This is a genomic window from Krasilnikovia sp. MM14-A1259, assembly GCF_047159535.1.
Lineage (GTDB): Bacteria > Actinomycetota > Actinomycetes > Mycobacteriales > Micromonosporaceae > Actinoplanes.
Genome location: NZ_BAAGAJ010000004.1, coordinates 26,640 through 47,507, shown reverse-complemented (window position 1 = coordinate 47,507; position 20,868 = coordinate 26,640). Strand labels below are relative to the sequence as shown.

The 20,868-nt window shown below is 72.2% G+C and carries 24 protein-coding genes; 6 read left to right on the top strand and 18 right to left on the bottom strand.

Features of this window, described 5'->3' with window-relative positions; genetic code table 11:
• Positions 1-122: 122 nt before the first annotated feature.
• Together ACMCNK_RS36120 and ACMCNK_RS36115 are read right to left on the bottom strand one after the other, a co-directional pair.
• Entirely contained in the window at positions 123-326 is a 204-nt protein-coding gene (locus tag ACMCNK_RS36120; protein ID WP_412741202.1) for a DUF397 domain-containing protein, read from the bottom strand.
• Positions 323-1,150, bottom strand: coding sequence for a helix-turn-helix domain-containing protein (locus ACMCNK_RS36115; RefSeq protein WP_412741201.1), 828 nt, complete (start codon positions 1,148-1,150; stop codon positions 323-325). The genes ACMCNK_RS36120 and ACMCNK_RS36115 overlap by 4 nt, the downstream gene beginning before the upstream one ends.
• Positions 1,151-1,662: 512 nt before the next feature.
• On the opposite strand from ACMCNK_RS36115, the gene ACMCNK_RS36110 reads away from it, so the two are divergent.
• Genes ACMCNK_RS36110 through ACMCNK_RS36095 form a run of 4 tightly spaced genes read left to right on the top strand, consistent with a single transcriptional unit; the run spans position 1,663 to position 3,280 of the window.
• Positions 1,663-2,007 carry a hypothetical protein gene (locus ACMCNK_RS36110; protein WP_412741200.1) on the top strand — a complete coding sequence of 115 codons (345 nt, stop codon included), beginning with the start codon at positions 1,663-1,665 and terminating at the stop codon, positions 2,005-2,007.
• Complete coding sequence (locus ACMCNK_RS36105; protein WP_412741199.1) at positions 2,004-2,282, top strand: hypothetical protein; 279 nt, start codon at positions 2,004-2,006, stop codon at positions 2,280-2,282. The genes ACMCNK_RS36110 and ACMCNK_RS36105 overlap by 4 nt, the downstream gene beginning before the upstream one ends.
• Positions 2,283-2,301: 19 nt before the next feature.
• Complete coding sequence (locus ACMCNK_RS36100) at positions 2,302-2,562, top strand: hypothetical protein (RefSeq protein ID WP_412741198.1); 261 nt, start codon at positions 2,302-2,304, stop codon at positions 2,560-2,562.
• Between the two features lie 19 nt (positions 2,563-2,581).
• Positions 2,582-3,280, top strand: a complete 699-nt coding sequence (locus tag ACMCNK_RS36095; protein ID WP_412741197.1) for a hypothetical protein — start codon at positions 2,582-2,584, stop codon at positions 3,278-3,280.
• Between the two features lie 219 nt (positions 3,281-3,499).
• On the opposite strand, the gene ligA is transcribed toward ACMCNK_RS36095, so the two are convergent.
• The 15 genes from ligA to ACMCNK_RS36020 form a co-directional block, all read right to left on the bottom strand.
• Positions 3,500-5,632, bottom strand: coding sequence for an NAD-dependent DNA ligase LigA (gene ligA, locus ACMCNK_RS36090; RefSeq protein ID WP_412741196.1), 2,133 nt, complete (start codon positions 5,630-5,632; stop codon positions 3,500-3,502).
• Between the two features lie 118 nt (positions 5,633-5,750).
• Entirely contained in the window at positions 5,751-6,305 is a 555-nt protein-coding gene (locus ACMCNK_RS36085; RefSeq protein WP_412741195.1) for a hypothetical protein, read from the bottom strand.
• A gap of 325 nt (positions 6,306-6,630) precedes the next feature.
• Positions 6,631-7,095, bottom strand: a complete 465-nt coding sequence (locus ACMCNK_RS36080) for a hypothetical protein (RefSeq protein WP_412741194.1) — start codon at positions 7,093-7,095, stop codon at positions 6,631-6,633.
• Between the two features lie 39 nt (positions 7,096-7,134).
• Positions 7,135-10,368, bottom strand: coding sequence for a LysM peptidoglycan-binding domain-containing protein (locus tag ACMCNK_RS36075; RefSeq protein ID WP_412741193.1), 3,234 nt, complete (start codon positions 10,366-10,368; stop codon positions 7,135-7,137).
• A gap of 15 nt (positions 10,369-10,383) precedes the next feature.
• Entirely contained in the window at positions 10,384-10,806 is a 423-nt protein-coding gene (locus ACMCNK_RS36070) for a pilus assembly protein TadG-related protein (protein WP_412741192.1), read from the bottom strand.
• A complete protein-coding gene (locus ACMCNK_RS36065) occupies positions 10,803-11,267 on the bottom strand; it encodes a TadE/TadG family type IV pilus assembly protein (RefSeq protein ID WP_412741191.1) in 465 nt (154 codons plus the stop codon). Before ACMCNK_RS36065 ends, ACMCNK_RS36070 begins: the two co-directional genes overlap by 4 nt.
• A 47-nt stretch (positions 11,268-11,314) precedes the next feature.
• Positions 11,315-11,773 carry a TadE/TadG family type IV pilus assembly protein gene (locus ACMCNK_RS36060; protein ID WP_412741190.1) on the bottom strand — a complete coding sequence of 153 codons (459 nt, stop codon included), beginning with the start codon at positions 11,771-11,773 and terminating at the stop codon, positions 11,315-11,317.
• Positions 11,770-11,943, bottom strand: a complete 174-nt coding sequence (locus tag ACMCNK_RS36055) for a hypothetical protein (RefSeq protein ID WP_412741189.1) — start codon at positions 11,941-11,943, stop codon at positions 11,770-11,772. Before ACMCNK_RS36055 ends, ACMCNK_RS36060 begins: the two co-directional genes overlap by 4 nt.
• A 33-nt stretch (positions 11,944-11,976) precedes the next feature.
• Entirely contained in the window at positions 11,977-12,852 is an 876-nt protein-coding gene (locus ACMCNK_RS36050; protein ID WP_412741188.1) for a type II secretion system F family protein, read from the bottom strand.
• The gene (locus ACMCNK_RS36045) at positions 12,849-13,736 is read right to left on the bottom strand and encodes a type II secretion system F family protein (RefSeq protein WP_412741187.1); all 888 of its coding nucleotides are present in this window, start codon (positions 13,734-13,736) and stop codon (positions 12,849-12,851) included. The genes ACMCNK_RS36050 and ACMCNK_RS36045 overlap by 4 nt, the downstream gene beginning before the upstream one ends.
• A complete protein-coding gene (locus ACMCNK_RS36040; RefSeq protein WP_412741186.1) occupies positions 13,736-15,274 on the bottom strand; it encodes a CpaF family protein in 1,539 nt (512 codons plus the stop codon). The genes ACMCNK_RS36045 and ACMCNK_RS36040 overlap by 1 nt, the downstream gene beginning before the upstream one ends.
• On the bottom strand, positions 15,267-16,058 hold the full coding sequence (locus tag ACMCNK_RS36035; RefSeq protein WP_412741185.1) for a ParA family protein: 792 nt from the start codon (positions 16,056-16,058) through the stop codon (positions 15,267-15,269). The genes ACMCNK_RS36040 and ACMCNK_RS36035 overlap by 8 nt, the downstream gene beginning before the upstream one ends.
• A 4-nt stretch (positions 16,059-16,062) precedes the next feature.
• Complete coding sequence (locus ACMCNK_RS36030; RefSeq protein WP_412741184.1) at positions 16,063-16,758, bottom strand: SAF domain-containing protein; 696 nt, start codon at positions 16,756-16,758, stop codon at positions 16,063-16,065.
• Entirely contained in the window at positions 16,758-17,639 is an 882-nt protein-coding gene (locus ACMCNK_RS36025) for a hypothetical protein (RefSeq protein ID WP_412741183.1), read from the bottom strand. The genes ACMCNK_RS36030 and ACMCNK_RS36025 overlap by 1 nt, the downstream gene beginning before the upstream one ends.
• Positions 17,633-18,196: a hypothetical protein gene (locus ACMCNK_RS36020; protein ID WP_412741182.1), complete on the bottom strand. Its 564-nt coding sequence runs from the start codon at positions 18,194-18,196 to the stop codon at positions 17,633-17,635. Before ACMCNK_RS36020 ends, ACMCNK_RS36025 begins: the two co-directional genes overlap by 7 nt.
• Before the next feature lie 366 nt (positions 18,197-18,562).
• Here ACMCNK_RS36020 and ACMCNK_RS36015 point away from each other — a divergent pair, with 366 nt between their 5' ends.
• Positions 18,563-18,769 carry a helix-turn-helix domain-containing protein gene (locus ACMCNK_RS36015; RefSeq protein WP_412741181.1) on the top strand — a complete coding sequence of 69 codons (207 nt, stop codon included), beginning with the start codon at positions 18,563-18,565 and terminating at the stop codon, positions 18,767-18,769.
• Complete coding sequence (locus tag ACMCNK_RS36010) at positions 18,762-19,532, top strand: prepilin peptidase (protein WP_412741180.1); 771 nt, start codon at positions 18,762-18,764, stop codon at positions 19,530-19,532. The genes ACMCNK_RS36015 and ACMCNK_RS36010 overlap by 8 nt, the downstream gene beginning before the upstream one ends.
• Before the next feature lie 12 nt (positions 19,533-19,544).
• Here the strand turns inward: ACMCNK_RS36010 and ACMCNK_RS36005 are convergent, their stop codons facing one another.
• Entirely contained in the window at positions 19,545-20,852 is a 1,308-nt protein-coding gene (locus tag ACMCNK_RS36005) for a competence protein CoiA family protein (RefSeq protein WP_412741179.1), read from the bottom strand.
• Between the last annotated feature and the right edge of the window lie 16 nt (positions 20,853-20,868).

The following is a 20,868-nucleotide window of genomic DNA, read 5'->3' as shown; positions in this document are numbered from 1 at the left end:
AGAAGCGGCTCCGCGTTTGACCCGCGAAGAACGAGAGGGGAGCCGCCCCTTGGTGCCAGTACGTCCAGCAGTCGGGCCGCAACCCGAGAGGGGAGCGGCCCGTCGATCGTCTAGGAGTCAGATCAGTGGAGAAGGTGGTCGAACTCTCCGTTGCGGGCTCCGTCTAGCCACGCGTCGAGCTCTGCCGCGGTGAATCGGAGTATGGGGCCGGCTCCGTTGTCCTTGCTGTCGCGTACCTCGATCATGCTGTCGTGGCGGCGCATCTCCACACAGCTGCCGCCGTTGCCCCCGGACTTTCGGGCTTTGATCCACGGTGTGGTGGTCATGGCTTGTACTCTCCGATCGGTACTGCATGCTTGTAGACCAGGTCAAACACGCGGCGGTACTCGGCGAGCTCGGCCGGCTTCTCCAGATAGCGGGCTCCGACCTGGGCCTCCAGGTACACCACGTCGGGGTCCTCGTGATCGTCGAAGTCGATGATCCGAAATGCGCCGGTCATGGCAGCGTGAGCGCCAATGTCGTACGGCAGGAACCGAATTTCGGTGTTGTCGCGCTGATCGAGCTCGCGAAGGTGCGCCAGCTGTGCAGCCTGTCCGGCTTTGCCGCCGACCCGGCGTCTGAGGACGCTCTCGCCGAGGACTATCACCAGCTCGGGTGACGGGGTCCGGCTAAATAGCGCCTTCTGGCGATCGAGACGCAGCCTGATGTGCCGGTCGATCGCGTCCTGGTCGTCTTCCGGTTGGGCCGCGCGGTAGACCGCCCGGGCGTACTCGGCGGTTTGCAGCTCGCCGGGGACGACGCCGTCCTCGAAGGTCTGGATGCGGCTGGCCGCAGTTTCGAGACCGACATAGAGCTTGAACCAGTCGGGGACGAGCTCGCCGTATTCCTCCCACCAGCCTTGCTCGGACGTGCCCACGGCGAGAGTCGCGAGCGCCTCGGTCTGGTCGGCGGCGGCCTCGTAGAACCGGCAGAGGGCCCACACATCGGGCACCCGAACCGGCACCTTGCCGGCCTCGATGCGCCATACCTTGGTGCGCGAAGCCAGGCGCGCCTCTTCGACCTGCACGGCTGTCTTGCCGGCGGCCTCGCGGAGCCGCTGAAGACGGCGGCCGAGCTGGCGACGCACAACGGTGGGTCCGGAAACGGGCATGCTCGTACCTCCGCGTTCAGTGTTTCACGACGAAACATCGCAGCGCACTAGGCCTCTCCAACGCGAGAGGCTCTACGCCTTTTTCGCGAAGCAAGAGGCTTCGTGAAACATTGCACCGCGCCTGTTCCTCTGGGATGCTACGCAGAGCGGTCGACGGCGCAGCAGGTTGTGATCAAGATCCGTCAGCCGCGGGAAAGGTCCGCGGCGATACACACCCGGCGCCCCCGGGGCCGCGGGCCAACCCGGCCCGGGAGTTGCGGTGCGCTGAGGCCCCCCGTCCTCCCGCCCGCACTCCCGGGCCCTCTGAATCCCACGACCGGGGAGGAGCCGCACATGGTGCTGCTGAGCGACCCCGAAGAAATCGATGCCGCCCTGCGCCGCGTCATCGTGCTGCATCAGCCGCGGCCGGATGTTCCTCGCTGTCGCCGATGTGGCGGCGTGTGGCGCGCCCCGACTGGGTGCGCGGCTCGCCGCTTGGCATTCCTGTTGGGCGCCGCTGACGGACGGGGGGCGTGAGGATGCCGGTGCCCACGATCCACCCGGACAACCGGGATGACGTTCCTCCGGCCGACAGCTACGGCCAGGGCGCCCGGGTCTGGGTGCACCGCGGCGGCAGCCTGTGGCGGCCGGGACGCATCGACTCGGCCACCCCCATGGCGGCGATGGTCACCTACCGGCCCACCGAGCACCGGGGAACGGCGGTCGACACCGTGACCGCCGCCCATCTCGCGCCACGGACCGAGGACGACCCGATGGACGGCGCGCAGCCCCGACCTGGCGCACGCCTTCCCGTACGGCCGCGGACTCCCGACCGCGACCAGGTCCGCGACCTGCCGGCCGCGGGGGAACGGCGATGAGCACCTACCGCTCGGGCACAGAAGACATGCGCGCCTTCGCTGAGCTGCGCATCCGGGAAGCCGAGCAGACGCTTACCGTCCACCACCCCGACGGTGTCGGCTGCTGCGCGTCCTGCGGCCGCGACGATCCCTGTGACACAACCCGGTTCGCCACGCAGCTCGGCCACCACTACCGGGCATGGCTCTCCGATGCCCGGTCCTGGGTCGACGGCGACAACCCGGCCGCCCGCATCCGCCCATATGTACTCGAGAGAAGCGGCGGCGATGCGACGTAGCGACCTGCACCCGGGAAACGTGCTGATCGTCGGCCCGCCCGCAACAGGGAAGACCGGCTCGACCTTCCGGTTCCGGTTACACAAGGTGCTCGACCGCCCGGCACAGGCTGGCTGGTGCCACCTCGACGGCCATCTCCTCGACAGCCTCGGCAACGGCATCCCCCGGACGATCTTGGTCCGGGTCAGCGGCCTGCGGCGCGATGACCAGCTTCAGCAGGGCCGCCGGGCACACTTCCTCGTCAACAACCGCGGGCGCCGCTTCCGCGCGGTCAAACCCTGACTCCAGGAGGTTCAGCCGCGTGACCGCTGACGACCTCAGCCACCTACGTGTAGCCATCCTGGCCGGCAACCCGCAGGCCGGCGACCTGGTCCGCCGTGATCTCACCGACAACGGCATCACCCCGGCCGCCAGGGTCGACCGGCACCTCCTGCTGACGGAGACCCATCAGCGCCAGGGCCGGATCGCCGACGCCCGGCTGGCACTTGGTGAGGCGTCCGCTGCGGCGGACGCCTTCAACTTGCCAGCCGGCGATCCATGCCGGACCGCGCTGTTCGCGATCCGCGCGGACCTGGCGGTGTGGGACGGCCACGTCGAGGCGGTCCAGGTGTGCACGCGGTACGCCGAGCAGGCCCGCGACCTCGCACAAGACCTCCTCCGGCTCGCGCACGCTACAGCGCTGCGATCCGTGGCGATCTACCACCGGGATAGCTGCGCCGAGGCCCGGCGGCTGCTCGGCATCCTGCACGAACGCGCCATCGCCGCCGCAGCGCCGACAGAAGCCCTCACCGTGCTCGCCCCGATGATCGAGCGGGGGTTGTCGGCCATGGCGGAGGGATGCCGACCGGGCGCTGCCCGGCCGCCCGGTCCGGTGCCGCCGCTGCCGGGCGGTGTCCTGAAGCCGAGCGTGGCTGACCCCGACCCTGACTATCTGGCCTCGCGGGTCCGGCAGCATCCGGCCCGGCACACCTGTGCGGCCTTTTCGACACCCGGCCGCTAGGCGACAAGATCTCGGCCTAATTCGCGGGCGGGGTGTGCACCACCCGCCGCCGTACATCCTCAGCGATCCCCTCGGGCCTTCGTGGCGACGGCTCGCCCACCGCCGGCCGCGCGTTGACGTGGGTGCGGCCGTTCGCTGGGCGACGGCGGTGGCCGGTGTCGAGGCCCGCCGGCGTTCCTCTCCAGCCGACGGGCCTCGGTCGTTGTGCCGCGCTGACGGCTACTTCAGGAGCGTGTCGATCGCGGCCTGGTCGCCTGCGGTGTACGCGGCCAGCAGCTGCGCGAACGTCTCTGCGGGCATCGTGCGCAGTCCCAGTTCTTCGGCCTTCTGCGCCTTGGAACCGGCGCCGGGGCCGATGACGACGAGGTCGGTGCGCGTGGAGACCGAGCCGGACGACTTTCCGCCGAGGGTTTCCACGGCCTCGTTGCCCTCGGTGCGGGTCAGGCCGGGTACGGAGCCGGTGACCACGACGGTCAGCGGCCCGTCCGGGCCGCGCAGCGGCGGCGTGACCGCCGCGGTGTCGGCTCCGCTGTCTCCGGCCGCCGGGGTGCCGGGCTCGGTCATGATGCCGACGCCCCGCTCGGCGAGCCGGGCGATGACCGGGGCCAGCTCGGCCAGCTCGGCGGCGATGACGGCGGCCCGTTCCGGGCCGACGCCTTCCACGTTCTGCAACTGTTCGACGGTGGCCGCGCACAGCGCCTGCATGGTGCCGAAGTGCCGGGCCAGACGCCGCGACATGGACCGGCCGGTCATCCGGACGCCGAGGCCGGTCAGGACCCGCGACAGCGGCTGGCTGCGCGATCCGGCGATGTTGGCGACCAGCTTGCCCGCGGAGGTGGCGCCCATCCGCTCCAGCCGGGCGAGGGTGACCTGTTCCAGGTCGTACAGGTCGGCCGGGTCGGTCACCAGGCCCTGCGAGACCAGCGCATTGACGATCTTGTCGCCGAGGCCCTCGATGTCCATCGAGTCGCGGGCGGCGAAGTAGTGCAGCGCCTCCGCGGCCCCGCACGCGCGTCCTCTGGTGCAGCGCCACCGCTTCTGACTGCGGTCGATGTCGCCGCCGCAGCGCGGGCAGGGCACCGGCGGGGTGAACGGCTGCGCGTCGGCGGGCCGCTCGTCGAGCTTCGCGCCGGTGATCTCCGGGATGACCTCTCCGGCGCGGCGCACGAAGACGGTGTCCCCCACGCGGACGTCGCGACGGACCAGGTCGTCGAAGTTGTGCAGCGTGGCGGAGGTGACCACGACGCCGCCGACCTGGACCGGGTCGAGCACGGCGACCGGGGTGATGACGCCGGTGCGTCCGACCTGGACCTCGATGCCCGCCAGACGGGTGGTGCGGGTGTCGGCGGGGAACTTGTAGGCGATCGCCCAGCGCGGCGCCCGGCTCGACGACCCGGCGTCGGCCTGGTCGGCGGCCTCGTCGGCCTTGACGACCACGCCGTCGACGGCGAATCCCAGACCACCGCGACCGTCGCCCAGCAGCCCGACGAAGGCCACGACCTCCTCGGCGCTGGCGCACCGGCGCAGCCCGGCGGCCGACTGGCCGGTGGTGGCCACCCCGAGCCGGGCGATCGCGGCCATCGCGTCGCTGTGCCGCTGCGCGGCAGCGCCGGGCAGCCCGTGCGCGGCGTACGCGAAGAACGACAGCGGGGCCTCGTACGCGCGGTCCTGGGCGCGCAGCGTTCCGGCGGCGGCGTTGCGCGGGTTCGCGAACGGCTGGCCGCCGTGCGCGACGCGCAGCTCGTTGGCGCGGGTGAAGTCGGCGTCGGTCATGAAGACCTCGCCGCGGATCTCGACGGTGACCGGCTCGGTGAGCTGGACGGGCAGTCCGGCGACCCGGCGGGCCTGGAGGGTGACGTCCTCGCCGGTGCGGCCGTCGCCGCGGGTCGCGACCTGCATCAGGTGTCCGTCGACGTAGCGGGCGGCGATCGCCATCCCGTCGATCTTCGGCTCGACGGTGTACCCGTCGACGCTCCGGCCGAGGGTCCTGGCGAGCCGGGCCGCCCAGGCGCGCAGCTCGGCGGGGTCGAAGACGTTGTCCAGGCTCAGCATCGGCGTGCTGTGCTCGACGTCGCCGCCGCGGCCGACGCCCGCGGCGACCGTGCTGGTCGGCGAGTCCGGCTGCTGCCAGTCGGGGTGTGCCGCCTCGGTCGCGGCGACCCGGGCCAGCAGCGCGTCGTAGGCGGCGTCGTCCATGGCCAGCTCGGTGCCGTTGTAGTACGCCGCGGCGGCCGAGCGGATTGCGGCGATCGCCGCGTGGTAGTCCTCGGCGCTGCGGTACGCCTCGGCGTGTTCCGCGTCGACGACCGGATCGGTCGCCAGTGTGCCGGTCGTGGTCGGTTCGGTGGACATGCACAGCCTCACTTCTTGGTGGGTTGACGGGTGGGAAGGCGGGGTTCCTCGGCGCTGCCATACCGGGGAACCCCGCTGGTCTGTGGGCCGCATCGGCGGCGCGGATCGCTGGGCGGGGTCAGGCCCGCTGCGTGTAACCGATCAGCTCCGGATCGCTGCTGTCGTCGATCGTGAAGCCGTACCAGGCATCGCCGGAGGACCGGCCAGTGCCGTGAAAGTCCCGCACCGTCTCGTTCGCCCAGTCGCTGACGTCTTGATCCGGGCGGCGGACCGGGAGCCGGGCCTGCACCACGTACGAGACGACGGTGTCGTACAGCTCGTACTTGTTGACGATGGTCAGCGACACGGTGACGGTGTCGCCGGTCGGCGTGCCCGGCCGGAACTCGGCCCGGTAGCTGCCGTCGGTCTCGCGCCACCACAACAGGTCCGGCAGCAGCTCCCGGCGGCCGGTCAGCCGCTGCGAGATGGCCAGGCCACTGTCCACGTCGCTGCCGGTCGGCTCCGGCGTGACCGTCCGGAGCGCCACGAACGCCCCGGTGGTGAGCTGTTCGGCGTTGAGCACCTGGTCGTCGTCCAGGCGCACGGCGTCGGCGGGCAGCGGCGGCGTGCGCCGCCTGGGATCGGGTTCCGGAACGTCGCTTTCGCGCCGGACGCGGGCTTGGCAACGCGACATGGTTGTCCCTCCTGGAGCGGCGGGCGCTGTCCGGAGGCGATCGCATCCCTGAACGACTCGACCGCCCCGACACCGCCAACAACTGGCCATCTATCGTAAAGCATAACATGCTTTGCGATAGATGGCGACGGCGGTGCACCGCCCTGAACAACAGAAACGGCAGGTCGCGATAGCCGGAGGAGAACCAACCGGGATGACTCGCGCAGGTGCCAGCCCGAGGGCTGATGGCCTCGCGCCGGGTACGACGCCCCGTACCCGGCGGGGTCCTAGCGGTGGTCCAGCAGTACGGTGCGGCCGGGCGGGCCTGCGCCCGCTCGCTGTCGGCTCATACCGCGACGCCCGCGGCCGGGCTTGGGTGCGCGACCGGGTGATGCCGGCGATCGCCGGTCGAGCCGTTCGGGCACAGGTAGCGGTTCGCGTCCTCGCTGTAGTACCGGCCGCGGCCGGTGTGGTCCTCGAACAGACCGGCATTGCAGCGGCTGCAGGTGGTCTGGGGCTCCGGGCTCGGGGCGGGCTTCCGGCGACCACCGACGAACCCGACGACGACCAGCACCAGGATCATGGTCAGCGGCGCCAGCAGGAGTATCCAGTCGTTGATCGGGGGCGGCCCCTGCAGCGACGCCGGCAGGAAGCGCTTCAGTAGGCGCATCAGCAGCACCATGGCAGGGCCGGTCATCGCGATGAGGCTCAGACAGGACGCGACCTCGTCATAGACGCCGCGGTGGTAGACGACGGCCCCCACGACCATGGTGATCGCAATGACCAGCAGCGGAACCCAGAGCGGCATCATGGCGGGCCTCGCTTCTTCGTGGTGGCGGTTCCGGTCGGGTCAGCTGGCGAGCGTGCTCGGGAAGGTGAGCCGGCGCACCAGTTTGTAGGTGGTGGGGTCGAGGTCTTCCGCGTCTTCGGCGTCGCGGTGGCGCATCAGGTCGTTGATCAGCGCGGCGAGTTCGCTGTCGCGGCCCTCGGCGTGGGCGAGGCGCATGGCGTCGCGCCACGGCTGGCTCTCGTGGCGTTCGGGATCGGCGAGCCAGGCCTGTTCGACCGCCCAGTGCGCGCCGGGCAGGTCGCCGGCGGCCTGGTACAGCTCGACGAGCTGGTGGGCGGTGTCGACGATCGCGGCGACCAGGTGCATCGGGGCGACGTCGGAGTCGGGCAGCCACGCGTACGGGGTGCGCTGGGTGTGGTAGCCGTCCTCGACGCCGGCGAAGGGCGCGCCGCGGACCAGTTCGAGCGCGGCCCGCAGGTCGGCGGCGCCGTCGGCGTCGCGGGCCTCGCCGCGGGCGCGCAGCCGCCGGAACAGTACCCAGTCGAACAGGTAGCCCTCGACCAGGTGGTACGGCTGGGCGCCGGCCATCCGCGGCATCCACAGCCCGCCGTCGGGGGTCTCGCCGAGCCAGGCGCGGGCGTGGGAGATGGCCGAGCGCCGCGAGCGGGAGCTGGCGGTCTGGTCACGCCAGATGGCGTCTTCGAGCTGGGCCGCGGTGCTGCCCTTCGCGCCGCGGGAGGCGAGGTAGACGACGAACTCGGCGTAGAAGCGGTGCCGTTCCTTGGGTTCCTGACCGGCGCCGGTGATCTGGACCGGGCCGAGGACGCTGATGCGTGGCCGTGTGGTGTCGCCGCTGGTCCAGGCGGCGAGGTCGGCGTCGAGGTGCGGGTCGCGCTCGTCGCGTTCCCGGCGGCGGCGTTCCATGGTCTCGGGGTCGGTCGAGGCCGGCGCCGGACGCAGGGGGCGTGGCGCCGCGTCGGTGTTCGCCAGGTGCCACGAGGTCACGGCGCTGGCAGCCCGTGCCGGGATGGGGCCCGCCGCGGTGACCGGCTCGAAGTCGGAGCCGTCGTCCTGTTCGTGCTCTTCGCCGTCGTCGACGGTGCCGAACATGTCGTCCATCCCACCGGCGACGTCGTCGACGTCCTGCTCGGCGGGGGGCTCGTACAGGCCGCCGGCGGCATCGGTGCCCTCGGCCCATGCCTCGGTGTCGGCCGCCGGCGGTGTCGGCTGGTCGTCGGTGTCCTCGGCGGTGTCCAGCAGGTCGGCGAGGGGCTGCAGCATCGCCGGCGGCAATGCCGACGCGGTCAGGGCGGCGTCGGTCAGGAACGCGACGCGTAGCTGCCCGTCGGCATCGACGGTGAGCGGCCACCTGCCGGGTGGCTGCTCGGCGCCGGTGACCACGGCGGCGTACCCGCTGGAGGGTGCGTCGGCCAGCTCCTGCTCCAGTTCGGTGAGCAGCTCGTGGTGCTCGGCGCCGGGGTTGGCGATGAGCAGCACCTGCGGTGGCCACGCCTCGCCGGTTTCGGTGCCGCGGCCGACCATGGTGGTGGCGGCGCCGGCGGCCGCCAGCGCGTCGCGGGTGTCGGCCAGGCGCCGGCGCAGCCTGGCGACGGCCTGCTCGATGGAGTCGGCCGTGGTGATCCGGCGGCTGTCGAGTTTGGCCAGCCACGCCGCCTCGTCCGGGTCGAAGCCGGCCAGGACCACGTCCACCTCGTCGGACCAGCGGTTGTGCGCCAGTTCGCCGCCGATGTAGCGGACCAGGTCCAGTGCGCGGGCCGGGTCGCCGGTCACGGTGACCATGCCGAGACGCTCGAGATCGATCAGCAGGTGCTGGCCCGGCTGCGAGCCGACGGTGACCAGCGACGGCAGCGGCGCCAGGTGCTCGCTGCCGTCGGGCAGCTCCGCCTGTGCGGGCAGGGTCCAGATGGTGGGGCTGTCGCTAATCCAGGGCTGCGGCGGGGCGGGGCATTCCTTGGTGAGGACCAGGTGAATCGCCTCGTCGTCGACCCAGGCGGCGACCACGTCGGGCCACTGCTCGTCCGGGCGGTCGGCCAGGCCGGCGGCCAGGGTACGCAGGGCGGCGTCGAGCCGGCTCCAGTCGATGGATACCGCGGCGACGTGCAGCTTCGCCTCGGCGCTGCCGTCGACGGGCCGCGCGATGCGCCGGCGGGGCCGGCGGTGCTGCTGCTGGCGGGCCCGGCGCCGGCGCAGGGCGAGCAGGGCCAGCGCGGCGAGGACTCCGAGGCTGCCCACCGTGGCGGCGACCGGGACGACGGCGTCGTCGTCGCTGCCCGCGTCGTCGGCGTCCGCGGTGGGCGCCGTCGCCGGTGCGGCGCTGGCTGCGCCGGCCGGGTTCGCCGGCCGGGTCGGCGTGCTCGTGCCGGAGCTCGCGTGCGGCGCGGCGGGCGCCGGCGCGGCCTCGGTGGGTGCGGCGTGGGTGGGCGCGGTGGTTGCCGGGGCCGGCGGGGTGGTCGCGGCGGGGGCCGGGTCGGCCTCGGCGGGCTGCGGCGCCGGGATGCTCGCCGGTGGCGTGGCGGCTTCCTCCGGGTCGGTGACGTGGCCGGTGGCGTGGCGGCGTGCGCCGTGGTCGTGGGCGTCGTCGGGCAGGACGAACCGCTGCCCGGGGTGGATCAGGTCGGGGTCTTTGATCAGGTGTGGGTTGAGGTGGGCGATCTCGGTGTATCGGGTGTCGTCGCCCAGGACCCGCTGGCTGATCGCGGACAGGTTGTCACCCTTGTGGACCCGGTAGGTGGCCGGGGCGTCGGTGTCGGCGCCGGCGTGATGGCTCGCCGCGGTCGCGGCGGCCGTGCTAGCGACGGTAACCGTGGTGGTCGCCGGCGACGCGAGGGCCGTGATCGTGGTGTGTGCGGGCGCGATGGCGGGGCTGGCCTGCGCCGGTGTGCTGGACGCGACGGCGACGGCGGGTGAGGCCACCAGCAGGCTGACGCCGGCGACCAGGCCGGCCGCGATGCTCTGCATCCCGCTGAGCGCAGGCAGCCGCGGCGTCCGGATCCCCCGGACCCGGGAGACGACCTCGACGATGACCGGGACGGCGAACGCGACCCAGGCGATCCACCCGACGACGGTCACCGCGGCGATGAACAGCGCGCCGCTGTCGTCGGGACGCGTCAGGGCGTCGCTGATCTGCGTCCAGCTGGGCAGGGTGTCGGGCAGCGGGTTGCCGCCGAGCAGCGCCAACGCGATCGGGGCGCCGAACAGCAGGGCGAGCAGCGCCAGCAACGCCGTCAGACCGGTCAGGATCTGACCGGTCCGGCGTACGGGGTGTGGTGCCATGGGGATCTCCTGGGGTCAGCCGGTCAGCAGCTGGGCGCTGCCGTGTCCGGTGACGGTGAGCTGGCCGTAGCCGATCAGGTCGAGGATGACGGGGTTGTACTGGGCGGTGACGGTGACGTTGACGTGCTGCCGGTCGCCGCTGAGCGTGACGGTGCCGCTGACGCCGGCAGCGGCCAGGTACTGGCGGGCCGCGGCGACGGCCCGGTCCGGGTCGACTTCCTTGCGGCCGCCGGTGGCGGCCTGGTCGAGGTCGATGGCCTCTCCGGCGGCGCGGGCGGCCTCGGCGGCGATGTTGTCCGCACGCTGCAGCGTGCGGACCCTGCCGCCGCCGTCCACGGCCAGCCCGATCATGACGAGGACGACGAATGCCATGATCACGACGAACAGGGCGATGCGTCCCTCGTCGCCGTCGCGGCACCGGCGCAGGTGGGTGCTCATGAGCGGGCCCGGAACGGGTCGACGGGGCTGGTGAAGTTGGCGTTGATCCGTCGGGAGCCGGGCAGACCGGGGGCGGTGACGCCGGCGAACGTGACGGTGCAGCCGATGCTGACCTTGACGACCCCGACCCGGCCGGGCGGGGCGGAGAATCCGGAGGTGTCGACGGCGACGTCGAGGTCCGCGCAGTTCAGGCCCTGCGCGCCGAGGCTGCGGCGGGCGGTGGTGATCGCGTCGGCGTACGCCTCGCGGCTGTCGCGGGCGATGCTCGCCGCTCGCGCGGCGTCGTGTGCGGCGCCCTCGATCGACCCGCCAGCGACCTCGACCCGCATCCCGATCGCGGCCAGGGCAACGAACAGCAACAACGGCGGGGCGAGGATGACCGTCTCCAGCGCGGCGGAGCCGTCGTCGCGGCGCCACCGCAGCCGAGCGACGCCGCGGCGTGGGGTCCGCGGACTGGTCATGGTCGGCGCCTCCTTCGTTGGACGTACGTCAGTTCGGTGCGTGGTCGTCAGTCGACGAACCGTTCGACGGGGCCGGTCGCGGTCTGGCTGACGCGCCAGCGCAGTCCCGGGATCAGCGACAGGCTGTTGCCGGTGACCGTCACGGTCGCGGTCTCGGCGCCGCGGTTGACGCGCACGCCGGCGCTGGACAGGCTGTCGCCGCCAGCTCGGCCGATGAAGTCGCGGGCCCGTGCCGAACCCGCGCCGGCGCTGCCGTCGTAGGAACGGGCCGCGGACAGCCCTTCCTGCGCGGCTCCCAGCGCGATGGACCGGGCGTAGGAGTACATCGCGATCTGCAGGCTGAGGAAGATGACCAGCAGCACGCTGGGGATCACGACGACGGTTTCCACTGCTGCGGAGCCGTCGTCGTTGCGGACGGTGGACAGCAGCTGCTGCCACCGGGCGCGGTCCCGCTGCCACCACCGGTTGCGGTGGTGGCAGCGGGGGATGCGAGGCGTCTGCCTCACGTAATACCGCCGATCCGGCCGGTGACGGCCGCGGTGATGGCGGCGGCGACAGCTGCGGCGAGCGCCAGCAGCACGACGGTGAGAATGACCTGTTCCACCGAGAGCGCGCCATCGTCGCGGCGCATCGCCTCGCGGCCGCGCTCGCGCGCCCACGACAGCGCGTACGCCATCAGTTGATTCATGAAACTCTCCCCCTTGTTGTGTTACGGGTTGACCAGGCGAATCAGGAACGGGTAGCCGATCAAGACGAAAAGGATCAGCACGGTCAGGCTGGTGGGCACGTACAGCAGGGTGGTGCTGGTGTTGGCGCGGTCGTGCTCCTTGGTGCGCAGCTGCACCCGCAGCGACTGGGCGCGGCTGACCAGGGTCTGGTACACCTGGGCGCCCTCGGTGCCGGACAGGCGCATGATGTCGCCGACATCGCCGAGCGCGGGAACCCCGATCTCGTCGGCGACCCGGCTCAGCCCGTCCCACGGCGGGATCCCGGCGAAGCGGGCAGCGTCGAGACTTTCCTGGATACGCCGGAACACCCAGCCGTCTCCGACCTGTGCGGCCCGCTCGAGGGACTCGACGGGCCCGTGCGCGGCGGACCGCTCGAGGGCCACCAGGTCGAAGTAGACGGCGACCGCGCGGATGAACTCATCCCGGGCCTCCGCCGCCTGCTGTTTGATCATGACGTCGACCAGGAAGAAGAACACCACGGCCAGGGCGAGCGAGCCGGCCACCGGCACCACGATCGGCAGCTGCAGGCCGATGACCGACAGCAGGTAGGTCATGACCGGCACGAACAGCACCCCGACCAGCGGTAGGCCGATCTTCTCCAAGGCGTACCGCTCGTTGCTCTTGCCGATCAGGCGCAGCTCCCGCGTCGGCGGGCGCAGCCGGGGCCCGAACCGGGCCGCGATCCACCGGCCGGTCGGGCCGAGAGTCGGGTCTGCCGCGGCGGTCTGCTGGGCGTGCAGGCGCTGCAGGGCGGCGTCCAGGCGCGGGCCGGCCGGCAGCAGACCGCTGAGCAGCACCCAGAGGCCGAGGCCGGCGAGTCCACCGCAGACCATCGCGAGCGTGACCAGGGAGATCATTGGTGCACCTCGATGTTGGCGTTGAGCAGGCGCGGCGCCTTGCGCGCGGTGCTGAGCTTGCGAATCCACGCCAGCAGCGCCACGAACGCGAGCGTGCAGCCGACCAGCACGCTCTGCCCGCCGAGGCTGGTGTAGGGGCGCATGTAGGTGGGGTTCGCGAACAACAGGATGAACACGCCGAGGCCGAGGCCGGTCATGAACTTCGTGGTCAGCCGCGGGTCGGCACGGCTGGCCCAGACCTCGCGGCGCACGGTGACCTCCCGGGCGGTGTTCTCGGCGAGCTTGTCGAGGATGTCGGTCAGGCGCTGGCCGCGGTCGGTCGCGTGCAGGCGCAGCGCGACGATGACCTCGTCACTGCTGGCGTCGCCGAGGGCGGCGGCGAACCGGTCGAGGGCGGTCAGGATCGGCACGCCGGCACGCAGCTGCGTCTCGAGCTCCCGCAGGTCGCTCGCCAGCGGCGCGGGCGCGTCGCGGGTACTGACGATGATCGCCTGGTTGAGGCCCAGGCCGGTCCGAACCAGGTCGGCCAGCCGCCGCGTCCAGGTCTCCAGCGCCTCCAGCCGGGCGATGGCACGCTGCTCGACCCGGCCGGCGCCGAACAGCCACGGCACACCGATGACGGCCCCACCCGCGATGAGACCGGCCACCGGAATACCGGTGATCAGCCACACGCCGGCGGTGGCCACGACCGCGGCCACGATGATGAGCTGCCGGGTGCGGCGTTCGGCGCGCGACAGGCCGGTTCCGGTCCACAGCCGCACCACCCGCCGGCGCAGCTTCGATGCCGGCGCCGCCGGCCGGGTGGTGCCCACGATCCCGGTGAGCAGCAGGAACAGGCCGCCGAGCGCGGCGCCCACGGTCACGGCGAAGATCAGCGGCTGCATCAGCGCCCCCGCTCCCAGGACCCGCCGTCGAGCAGCTGCGGGTCCAGGCCGCCGTAGGCGAGCGCCTCCAGGATCTGGGCGTTGGGACGCACCCCGGTCGGCAGCCCGATCCCGCCGGGCTGGCGCGGCGCGAACAGTTCGCTGCGAGCCACACCCATGCCGTTCTCGGTGAGGCCGTTGACCTCCAGCACGTGCGAGACGTACCGGCGCGCGGGCTGCCCCTGGCGGCGTTGCATCGCCTGGAACACCACCAGGTCCACCGCATTGGTCACCTGCATGTAGGCGTTCTGGGCGTTCTGCGCCGCCCCGTAGCGCATCAGCAGGCTGGCCAGACGGTCGAACACGGCGTGCGCGTGCCGGGCGTGGATGGTCGACAGCGTGCCCTGGGTGGTGTCACCGGCGTCGAACATGGACACGATCTCGCCGGCGCGGACCTCACCGACCACCACCCGCTGCATGTTCATCCGCAGCATGTCCGGGAACAGATCAGTCAGGGTCTTCTCGCCCTCGGGGCGGCCGTTCGGTCCGATCTCACCGTGGCCCTGGCGTTCCTCGAAGGGCACCACCCACGGGTGCCGTTCCGGGTCCAGCGCGAGCTCGTAAACGGTCTCCATGGTCGAGAACCACTCGTCGGAGGGGATCTCGGAGGCGATCGCGCGCAGCAGCGTCGTCTTCCCGGACGACGGCAGACCCGCGATCATGATGTTGAGGTGGCCAGCGACTGCGGCCTTCAGGAAGTCGGCCAGTTGCGGGCTCAGCGTGCCGGACGCGGCGAGCTCGTCGAGGGTGACCCGCTTGATCCGGTGCCGGCGGATGACCACGACCGGTCGCGGGGTGACGATGTAGCCGGCGACCAGCCGGGAGCCGTCGGGCAGCCGCAGGTGCAGCATCGGCTTGGACGATGACAGGGTCCGCTCGGTCTGGCCGCCGGCCGCCAGCCGTCGCAGCAGCTCGAGGAGTTCCTCGTCGCTGCCCGCCGCGGTGAACGACGACTGGTCGATACGGCCGTCCGCGTACTCGACCCTGACCTTGTCGTGGCCGATGACCATGATGTTCTCGACGGTCTCGTCGTCGATCAGCGGCTGCAGCCGGCCGAAGCCGACCAAATAGGCGGTGACCGCCTGCAGCAACGCGGCCTCGTAGCCGGGCGCGATGCTGGCCCCTTCGCCGGCGGCGATGCGGTTGTCGACGTGCTCCCGGACCAGCCTGCGGGTCTCCTCCTCGGCGATCGCCCGCTGCTGGGTACTGGACACCGCACCGCCGCGCAGCCGCTCGCCGACCCGGTCGCTGACCTCGCCTTGCAGTGTGCGCACGAGGTCGTAGTCGAGCACCGGAGGCTGACCCGACACCGCAGCGGTGGCGCGTTGCCCGGGGTAGCCGGTGATACCGGCCGGCGCCACCAGCGGCGCCGGGGCGGCCGGGGCCGGCGGCGGGACAGCCGCCGCGGTGGTGACCGGGTCGATGGCCCGGTGGTGACCGTTGGGGGTGTGCTCGGCTGGACTCGGGGCGGGGCGGAAGAAGACCGGAGGGTTAGGCACGGGCCGCCTCCCGTGGTGCGGGCACGGCGAACACGTGCCGGCGCTGATCGATGAGGGTCTGCAGGGGTGTCGCCGCGGAGCGCAGGGCCCGCAGCAGGGTGGCGCTTGCTCGGGGGGTTCCGGTACCGGTCGACAGCATGGTGGCGGTCTTCGTGTCCTCGGGCAGGGTCGTCAGCACGGGAGTGTCCAGGCGCTTGGCGATCTCGCGGGGTTCGTAGTCGCCGATACCGCGCAGGACCAGACGCACGACGCCGCCGCTGTGTTCGAGCTCGCGGTGCAGCAGGCTCAGCCGGCTCGCCGCGGCGTCGATTGCACCGAGGGTGCGGCCCATGACCAGCAGCACCACGTCGGCGTGCCGGATCAGCGGTAGCGGGGCGTGCGGGGCCGGGATCCGGCCGCAGTCCACGATGACGTCGACCGGCGGCGTGGAGCGGTCCAGCTGGCGCAGGTATTCGCCGAGCCGGTCCCACAGTCCCGTGAGGCCGGCGCTGTGGGCGGGGTCGGTGATGCCCGGCAGCAGCAGCCGATGCGGTTCCTCGTCGTCGAGGTAGAGCAACTGCTGAGCGAAGTCGTCGACGAGCCGGCCGTGGTAGTCGGCCACGGCCAGCCCGGCGATGCCACGGTCCGCGGGGACCTGCCCGCCCAGGTAGCCGCTGAGCACGCTGCCGCCGGACGGGTCGCATTCGGCCAGCAGTGCGGCCCGGGGCCAGGCCAGGGTCAGCGCCAGGCTGGTGACGGTAACCCCGGGCGCTCCCTTGGCGGCCGTGACAGCGATCAGTGCCATCGGGTCACCTCGCCACCAGGGCGACGGCGACGCGGCCCTGCGACGCCCGCTCGAGCAGGCCCGGCCCGTTGGCCTCCGGCACGACGACGTCGACGACGACGGTGTCGTCGGTGGCTTTGGCGCCGACGCCGGCCACCGTGGCCGCCACCGTCGGAGGCGACGGCAGATCCGCCGACGTGGCCTTCTTCCCGCCGTCCAGGGTGACGTTGCGCGGGTCGGACGTGATGACCAGCAGCACCGGCTCGCCGGGGCGCAGCGGCCGCGACGGCAGCTGCGCCGGTTTGAGTTCCAGGCCGATCAGCTGCTGCCCGGCCGCAGGGACGGCGGTGGTGGTGAGCTGCTCATTGGTGAGCAGGGTGCCGGCGACCAGTTCCACCTTCGCGTACTTGCCGACGACCGTGTTGCGTTGCGTCGAAGGGATCGGAATCAGCCCGGACCCGGCGTTGACCTGAACCACCCGCAGGTCCGCGTCGGTGATCTGGTGTCCGGCGGTGACCGTAGCGGTCACCGCGAGCACGGGCTCATTGGTGCCCGCGGCGCGGGCGAACGCGTACGCGCCGAGGCAGCCCAGCACGAGGACGACCACGCCCGCGGCGATCAGTCCCGGCCGGCGGCGTCGGGGCAGCGCGGCCTTGACCACTGGGGCGATCGACGGTGCCGGTAGGGCGGCACCGTTGCGGGAGGTGTCGGTCAGGCTCATTAGTTGACCACCTGGAGTTCGTCGATCCGGACGGTTGTCTGCGAGGTGCGCGTCTGGTCGATGACGCCGGTGACGCCGCCGCCGTCCCAGTCGACGCGCCAGTCCGTCGTGGCGGTCACCGTGTACTTGCCGCCGGGCTTGTTGCGGCTGGACTGCGGGTAGGTGTATCCGCAGGTCGGCGAGGACTTGCCGCCGTTACCCGCACGGAACGGGGTACCCGGGCCGGTGCAGGTGACGCTGTGCCCGTCGCCCATGTCCCAGGTGATGCTCTGCGCCCGGGCGGTGATGGTGACGGTCAGACCGGCCTCGGTGTCCGAGGCACTGATCGGCCCCCATGTGTTCGCAGTGACGGTCGTCCACATCCAGGCCGGCAGGTTCACCAGACCGGCCTTGCCCGGCGCGGGCGCCATACCGATGTCCGCGCCCTTCAGCGTGATCTTGGCGAGGGCGCGTCGAGCCAGCACCTCGGGGTCCGGCGGCGCCTGGATCGGGGCACCCGGAACCCACTGCAGCCGGGCCTCCCCGTTGCAGGTGATGGTGTACCAGTTGCCCTGCTCGCCGGCCGGCGGCTCCTCGGCGCCGCCGGGCGGCGGCGGGGGTGAGACCAGGTAGTAGCAGCCGTCGGCGGCGTTGAAGAAGCCCAGGCTGGGAATGCTGCACGGCACCGTCTTGCCCTGGTAATGGCATCCACCGCCACCGCCGGCGCCGCCCCCACCACCGTTGTTGTCGCCTCCGCCGCCGGGATCGCCCGGCACGTCACCGACGACGGTGCAGTCCGGGCCGGAACAGCCGCCCGGCGGGTTGGCCAACGCCGGCGTGGCCGCAACGGCCTGGGCGACGACGAGGACGGTCAGAGCTGTCAACAATCGGCGGGTCAGCATGTGCGCCCCTGCAGGATCTCGGACTTGGTGAGCACCCAGCCCCGCGTGCCGCCGTAGTTCGTGGCGGTGGTCTGCAGCACGATGCGCCGCGGGCCGCCGCTCTTGTTGGGCACCGGCTTGCCGCTGCTCTTGTAGACGAGGATGTAGTTGGTGGCGTCGTAGCAGTCCTCGACGATCACGGTCTGCGGCTTGCCCGCCAGATCCACCTTCGTGATCGTCGGGGTCGACTGCGGGACACCCTTGTAGACGATGTTCTTCTGCCGCATCTGGAACAGGAACGCGACGATCTCCTGCTTCATCGGCGCCTCGAGGTAGCTGAGCAGGTCCTTGTTCTGGTAGTCCGCGCTCTGGCCCGCCTCGGCGTACACCTGCCGGAACCCCCGGTAGCGATTCAGCACCGTCTCGGAGGCCGCGGCCGCGGCCGGCTCCACTGACGGGCTTGCCGAGGCCGGCGCCGGTGGCGGCGCCGACGAGCTGCTCGGCGCGGCGGGCTTCTTGTCGCCACAGCCGGCCGTCAGCAGGACCGCGCCGACGGCGAGGCCTACGCCCAGCCTCATGATTGGTATCGAACGTTGCGAATGCCTGGAATCCCGCCCCATTACGCCTCCCCTGGCGTGGCGTCGCTCTTGCAGGCACTCCCCCGCGCCTGCCCCGCATCCCCGGCACCTTTGCGCCCGAGATCAAGTTCGAGGGGCGCCAATCTAGCCGATTGACGCAGGTCACCACCAGGCATAATCTTCCGAGCAGTTCCGAAGTTGATCCACTTGGATAACTGATCGTCACGAGATCGGCACCGTCCCCAGGGGAAAGAACCGGAACAGAGCCCTCGTTTCGCCCGATAACCGTCGCGGTCGTCACGAATCCGCCGGGCCGCCACTGCGGACAGTGATCATCGAAAAGTTTTCGACAGGGAGCTTGGTCAAATGCCCGACAGGCCCGCGAGCATGTCTCCCCTGCTCACGACCGCACAGCTGGCGCAGCGCCTCAACCTGTCGACCAAGACGATCTACAAGATGGCCAAGAGTGGCGCGATCTCCGCGATGCGCGCCCCGGGCACCCGCACCCCGCTGCGCTTCGACCTGGCCACCGTCGAGCGGGAACTGCGCGCCAACGGGCCCGCCAATGACTGAGCAGTCGACCGCCGTCGACGTCGGCCGGCGAGGCGCCGACCGTGCCCCGGCGTGGTGGCGGGTCGCGTCCGTCGCCGGCTGGCTGCGCGCCGCGGCGACCGCGTGCAGCGTGCCGGCCGGCACACCCCGGCTGCGCGCCTGCCCCGAGTGCGGGCACCGGCTGTTCGCCCCGACCGGGCCCGGCGTGACGATGCGCGGCGAGTGTGCGGGGTGCGGGGCGCGGCTCGGTCCCCGGGCCTGGGTCCTCGAGCTCGCGGTCACGGCCGCGCTCGCCGCGCTCGTGCTGGGCCCGCGCCCGGGCGTCGAGCTGCCGGCGTACGGCTGGTTCGCCGTCCTCGGGATCCTGCTGGCCGCCGTGGACATCCGGGTGCGCCGGCTGCCGAACGTGCTGACCGCGGCGTGGGCCGGCGGTGTCCTCGCGGGCCTGGGTCTCGTCGCGCTGGTCGAGCACCGCGGCGGCGACTGGGTCCGCGCCGCGCTGGCCGGCGTCGGCGTCGCGGTCCTGTTCGCCGTGATCGCCGTCCTGCGGCCGGGGGCGCTGGGCTGGGGCGACGTCAAGGCCGCGGTCGCGGTCGGTGCCGTGCTCGGCTGGCTGGGCTGGGCCGCCCTGTACGTCGGGTTCTTCGTGGCGTTCGGCCTGGCCGCCGGATATGCGGTGGTGCTGCTGGCCCGCGGGGCCGGCCGGCGCAGCGGCCTGCCGTTTGGGCCGTTCCTGGTCGCCGGGGCGCTCATCGTCGCGGCCTGGTGGCCGTCGGTCGGCTAAGCGCCGCGACGGTCAGCCCCGATCCGTGCCGGTCAACCGCTGCAGCGCCGCGGTCATCCGTCGCCACCATCCCTGCCGTGACGCAACCGGCGGCGCAGCGGGAACCAGCGGTGGCGGGGCCGGACGCGGCGCGGGCCGGGGCGACACCGGTGGTGCCGGCTTCGGAGACTCCTGCGGAGCTTCGGCCGCCGCCTGTGCCTCGGCTGCGGCGATCCGGGCGGCCTCGGCTGCGGCGATCCGGGCGGCCTCGGCTGCGGCGATCCGGGCGGCCTCGGCTGCGGCGATCTGGGCGGCCTCCTCTGCGGCGGCTCGCTCGGCGGCCGCGCGGGCTGCGGCCTCCGCGGCCGCCGTCTCTGCGGCGGCCGCGGCGGCGCGTGCGGCGGCGGCTTCCTCCTCGAGGGTGACCTGGCTTTGGCGGTGGCGACGCCGAATGGGTGTGAGCAGTTCGCCGGCCGCCCAATCCAGGTGGGACCGGTCCAGGTCCTCGATCTTCAGCCAGCAGTCGGGGAAGGTCGCCAGGGGCGGCAGCTCGTAGGCGCGGCTGGCCCAGACCCCGCGGACGCCTGTCAGGTAAGCCTTGCGCCGGGTGTGGGCGGTGGCCAGGCACGCCCAGACCGGGTTGAACCACAACGGGATGACGCCGGCGCGCAGCATCGCCTGGTGCAGCGGAAGCAGTCGCACCGCCTCGTGGCCGTGCGAGGTGGTGCGCTTGAACATCGGACCGGTGTTCGCGAGCAGCCACACGTCCACGATGCCCGCGCGGCGGTAGAAGTCGTGCCGGGCCGTCCACTCGGTCTCGTCCAGGGCGGAATACTGCAGCTCCACGGCCAGCCTCCGGCCGTCGCGCATGGTGACCAGCACGTCGGGCTGACGCCGCTGGTCCTCGATCCGCAGCTGGATGTCGTCGACACGGACCTCCGCGCCGGGGAACTTCGTCCGGGCCCAGGCCGCCATCCTCTGCTTGGCGTTGAGGTGCCACCAGGTCTCCCCGGCGCCCGCCCCGTTGTGTTCGGCTACGCCGGGTGGGTGGGCGAAGCAATGCCGGCGCTTGCGGTAGTTGTTGACTCTGCCGAACGCGATGCCGCAGGCCGGGTAGGGGCAGAGCAGTTCACCGGCTCTGCAGCGGTCTTTCCAGGTCGGCGCCCCTGGCGCGCGGGACACGGGGAGCGCGGCAGCGCCGTCGGGCAGGTACAGCCACTCGCGGGTGTCCCGGTCTAGCGCCCACACCTGGTAAGGCGCGTAGTCGAAGAACCGGTCTGCGGTTCCCGGCTGGACCGGAGCGTGAGGGGTCCGCCGCGCGGTCCGGTCCTGTTCGGACATGAACGCTCCTCCTGTC

What these genes read in the sequence shown, in the direction of transcription:
- ACMCNK_RS36120 (WP_412741202.1), bottom strand. Translation starts at nt 326, where the DNA reads ATGACCACCACACCGTGGATCAAAGCCCGAAAGTCCGGGGGCAACGGC.
- ACMCNK_RS36115 (WP_412741201.1), bottom strand. Translation starts at nt 1,150, where the DNA reads ATGCCCGTTTCCGGACCCACCGTTGTGCGTCGCCAGCTCGGCCGCCGT.
- ACMCNK_RS36105 (WP_412741199.1), top strand. Translation starts at nt 2,004, where the DNA reads ATGAGCACCTACCGCTCGGGCACAGAAGACATGCGCGCCTTCGCTGAG.
- ligA (WP_412741196.1), bottom strand. Translation starts at nt 5,632, where the DNA reads ATGTCCACCGAACCGACCACGACCGGCACACTGGCGACCGATCCGGTC.
- ACMCNK_RS36085 (WP_412741195.1), bottom strand. Translation starts at nt 6,305, where the DNA reads ATGTCGCGTTGCCAAGCCCGCGTCCGGCGCGAAAGCGACGTTCCGGAA.
- ACMCNK_RS36080 (WP_412741194.1), bottom strand. Translation starts at nt 7,095, where the DNA reads ATGATGCCGCTCTGGGTTCCGCTGCTGGTCATTGCGATCACCATGGTC.
- ACMCNK_RS36075 (WP_412741193.1), bottom strand. Translation starts at nt 10,368, where the DNA reads ATGGCACCACACCCCGTACGCCGGACCGGTCAGATCCTGACCGGTCTG.
- ACMCNK_RS36070 (WP_412741192.1), bottom strand. Translation starts at nt 10,806, where the DNA reads ATGAGCACCCACCTGCGCCGGTGCCGCGACGGCGACGAGGGACGCATC.
- ACMCNK_RS36065 (WP_412741191.1), bottom strand. Translation starts at nt 11,267, where the DNA reads ATGACCAGTCCGCGGACCCCACGCCGCGGCGTCGCTCGGCTGCGGTGG.
- ACMCNK_RS36055 (WP_412741189.1), bottom strand. Translation starts at nt 11,943, where the DNA reads ATGGCGTACGCGCTGTCGTGGGCGCGCGAGCGCGGCCGCGAGGCGATG.
- ACMCNK_RS36050 (WP_412741188.1), bottom strand. Translation starts at nt 12,852, where the DNA reads ATGATCTCCCTGGTCACGCTCGCGATGGTCTGCGGTGGACTCGCCGGC.
- ACMCNK_RS36045 (WP_412741187.1), bottom strand. Translation starts at nt 13,736, where the DNA reads ATGCAGCCGCTGATCTTCGCCGTGACCGTGGGCGCCGCGCTCGGCGGC.
- ACMCNK_RS36035 (WP_412741185.1), bottom strand. Translation starts at nt 16,058, where the DNA reads ATGGCACTGATCGCTGTCACGGCCGCCAAGGGAGCGCCCGGGGTTACC.
- ACMCNK_RS36030 (WP_412741184.1), bottom strand. Translation starts at nt 16,758, where the DNA reads ATGAGCCTGACCGACACCTCCCGCAACGGTGCCGCCCTACCGGCACCG.
- ACMCNK_RS36025 (WP_412741183.1), bottom strand. Translation starts at nt 17,639, where the DNA reads ATGCTGACCCGCCGATTGTTGACAGCTCTGACCGTCCTCGTCGTCGCC.
- ACMCNK_RS36020 (WP_412741182.1), bottom strand. Translation starts at nt 18,196, where the DNA reads ATGAGGCTGGGCGTAGGCCTCGCCGTCGGCGCGGTCCTGCTGACGGCC.
- ACMCNK_RS36015 (WP_412741181.1), top strand. Translation starts at nt 18,563, where the DNA reads ATGCCCGACAGGCCCGCGAGCATGTCTCCCCTGCTCACGACCGCACAG.
- ACMCNK_RS36010 (WP_412741180.1), top strand. Translation starts at nt 18,762, where the DNA reads ATGACTGAGCAGTCGACCGCCGTCGACGTCGGCCGGCGAGGCGCCGAC.
- ACMCNK_RS36005 (WP_412741179.1), bottom strand. Translation starts at nt 20,852, where the DNA reads ATGTCCGAACAGGACCGGACCGCGCGGCGGACCCCTCACGCTCCGGTC.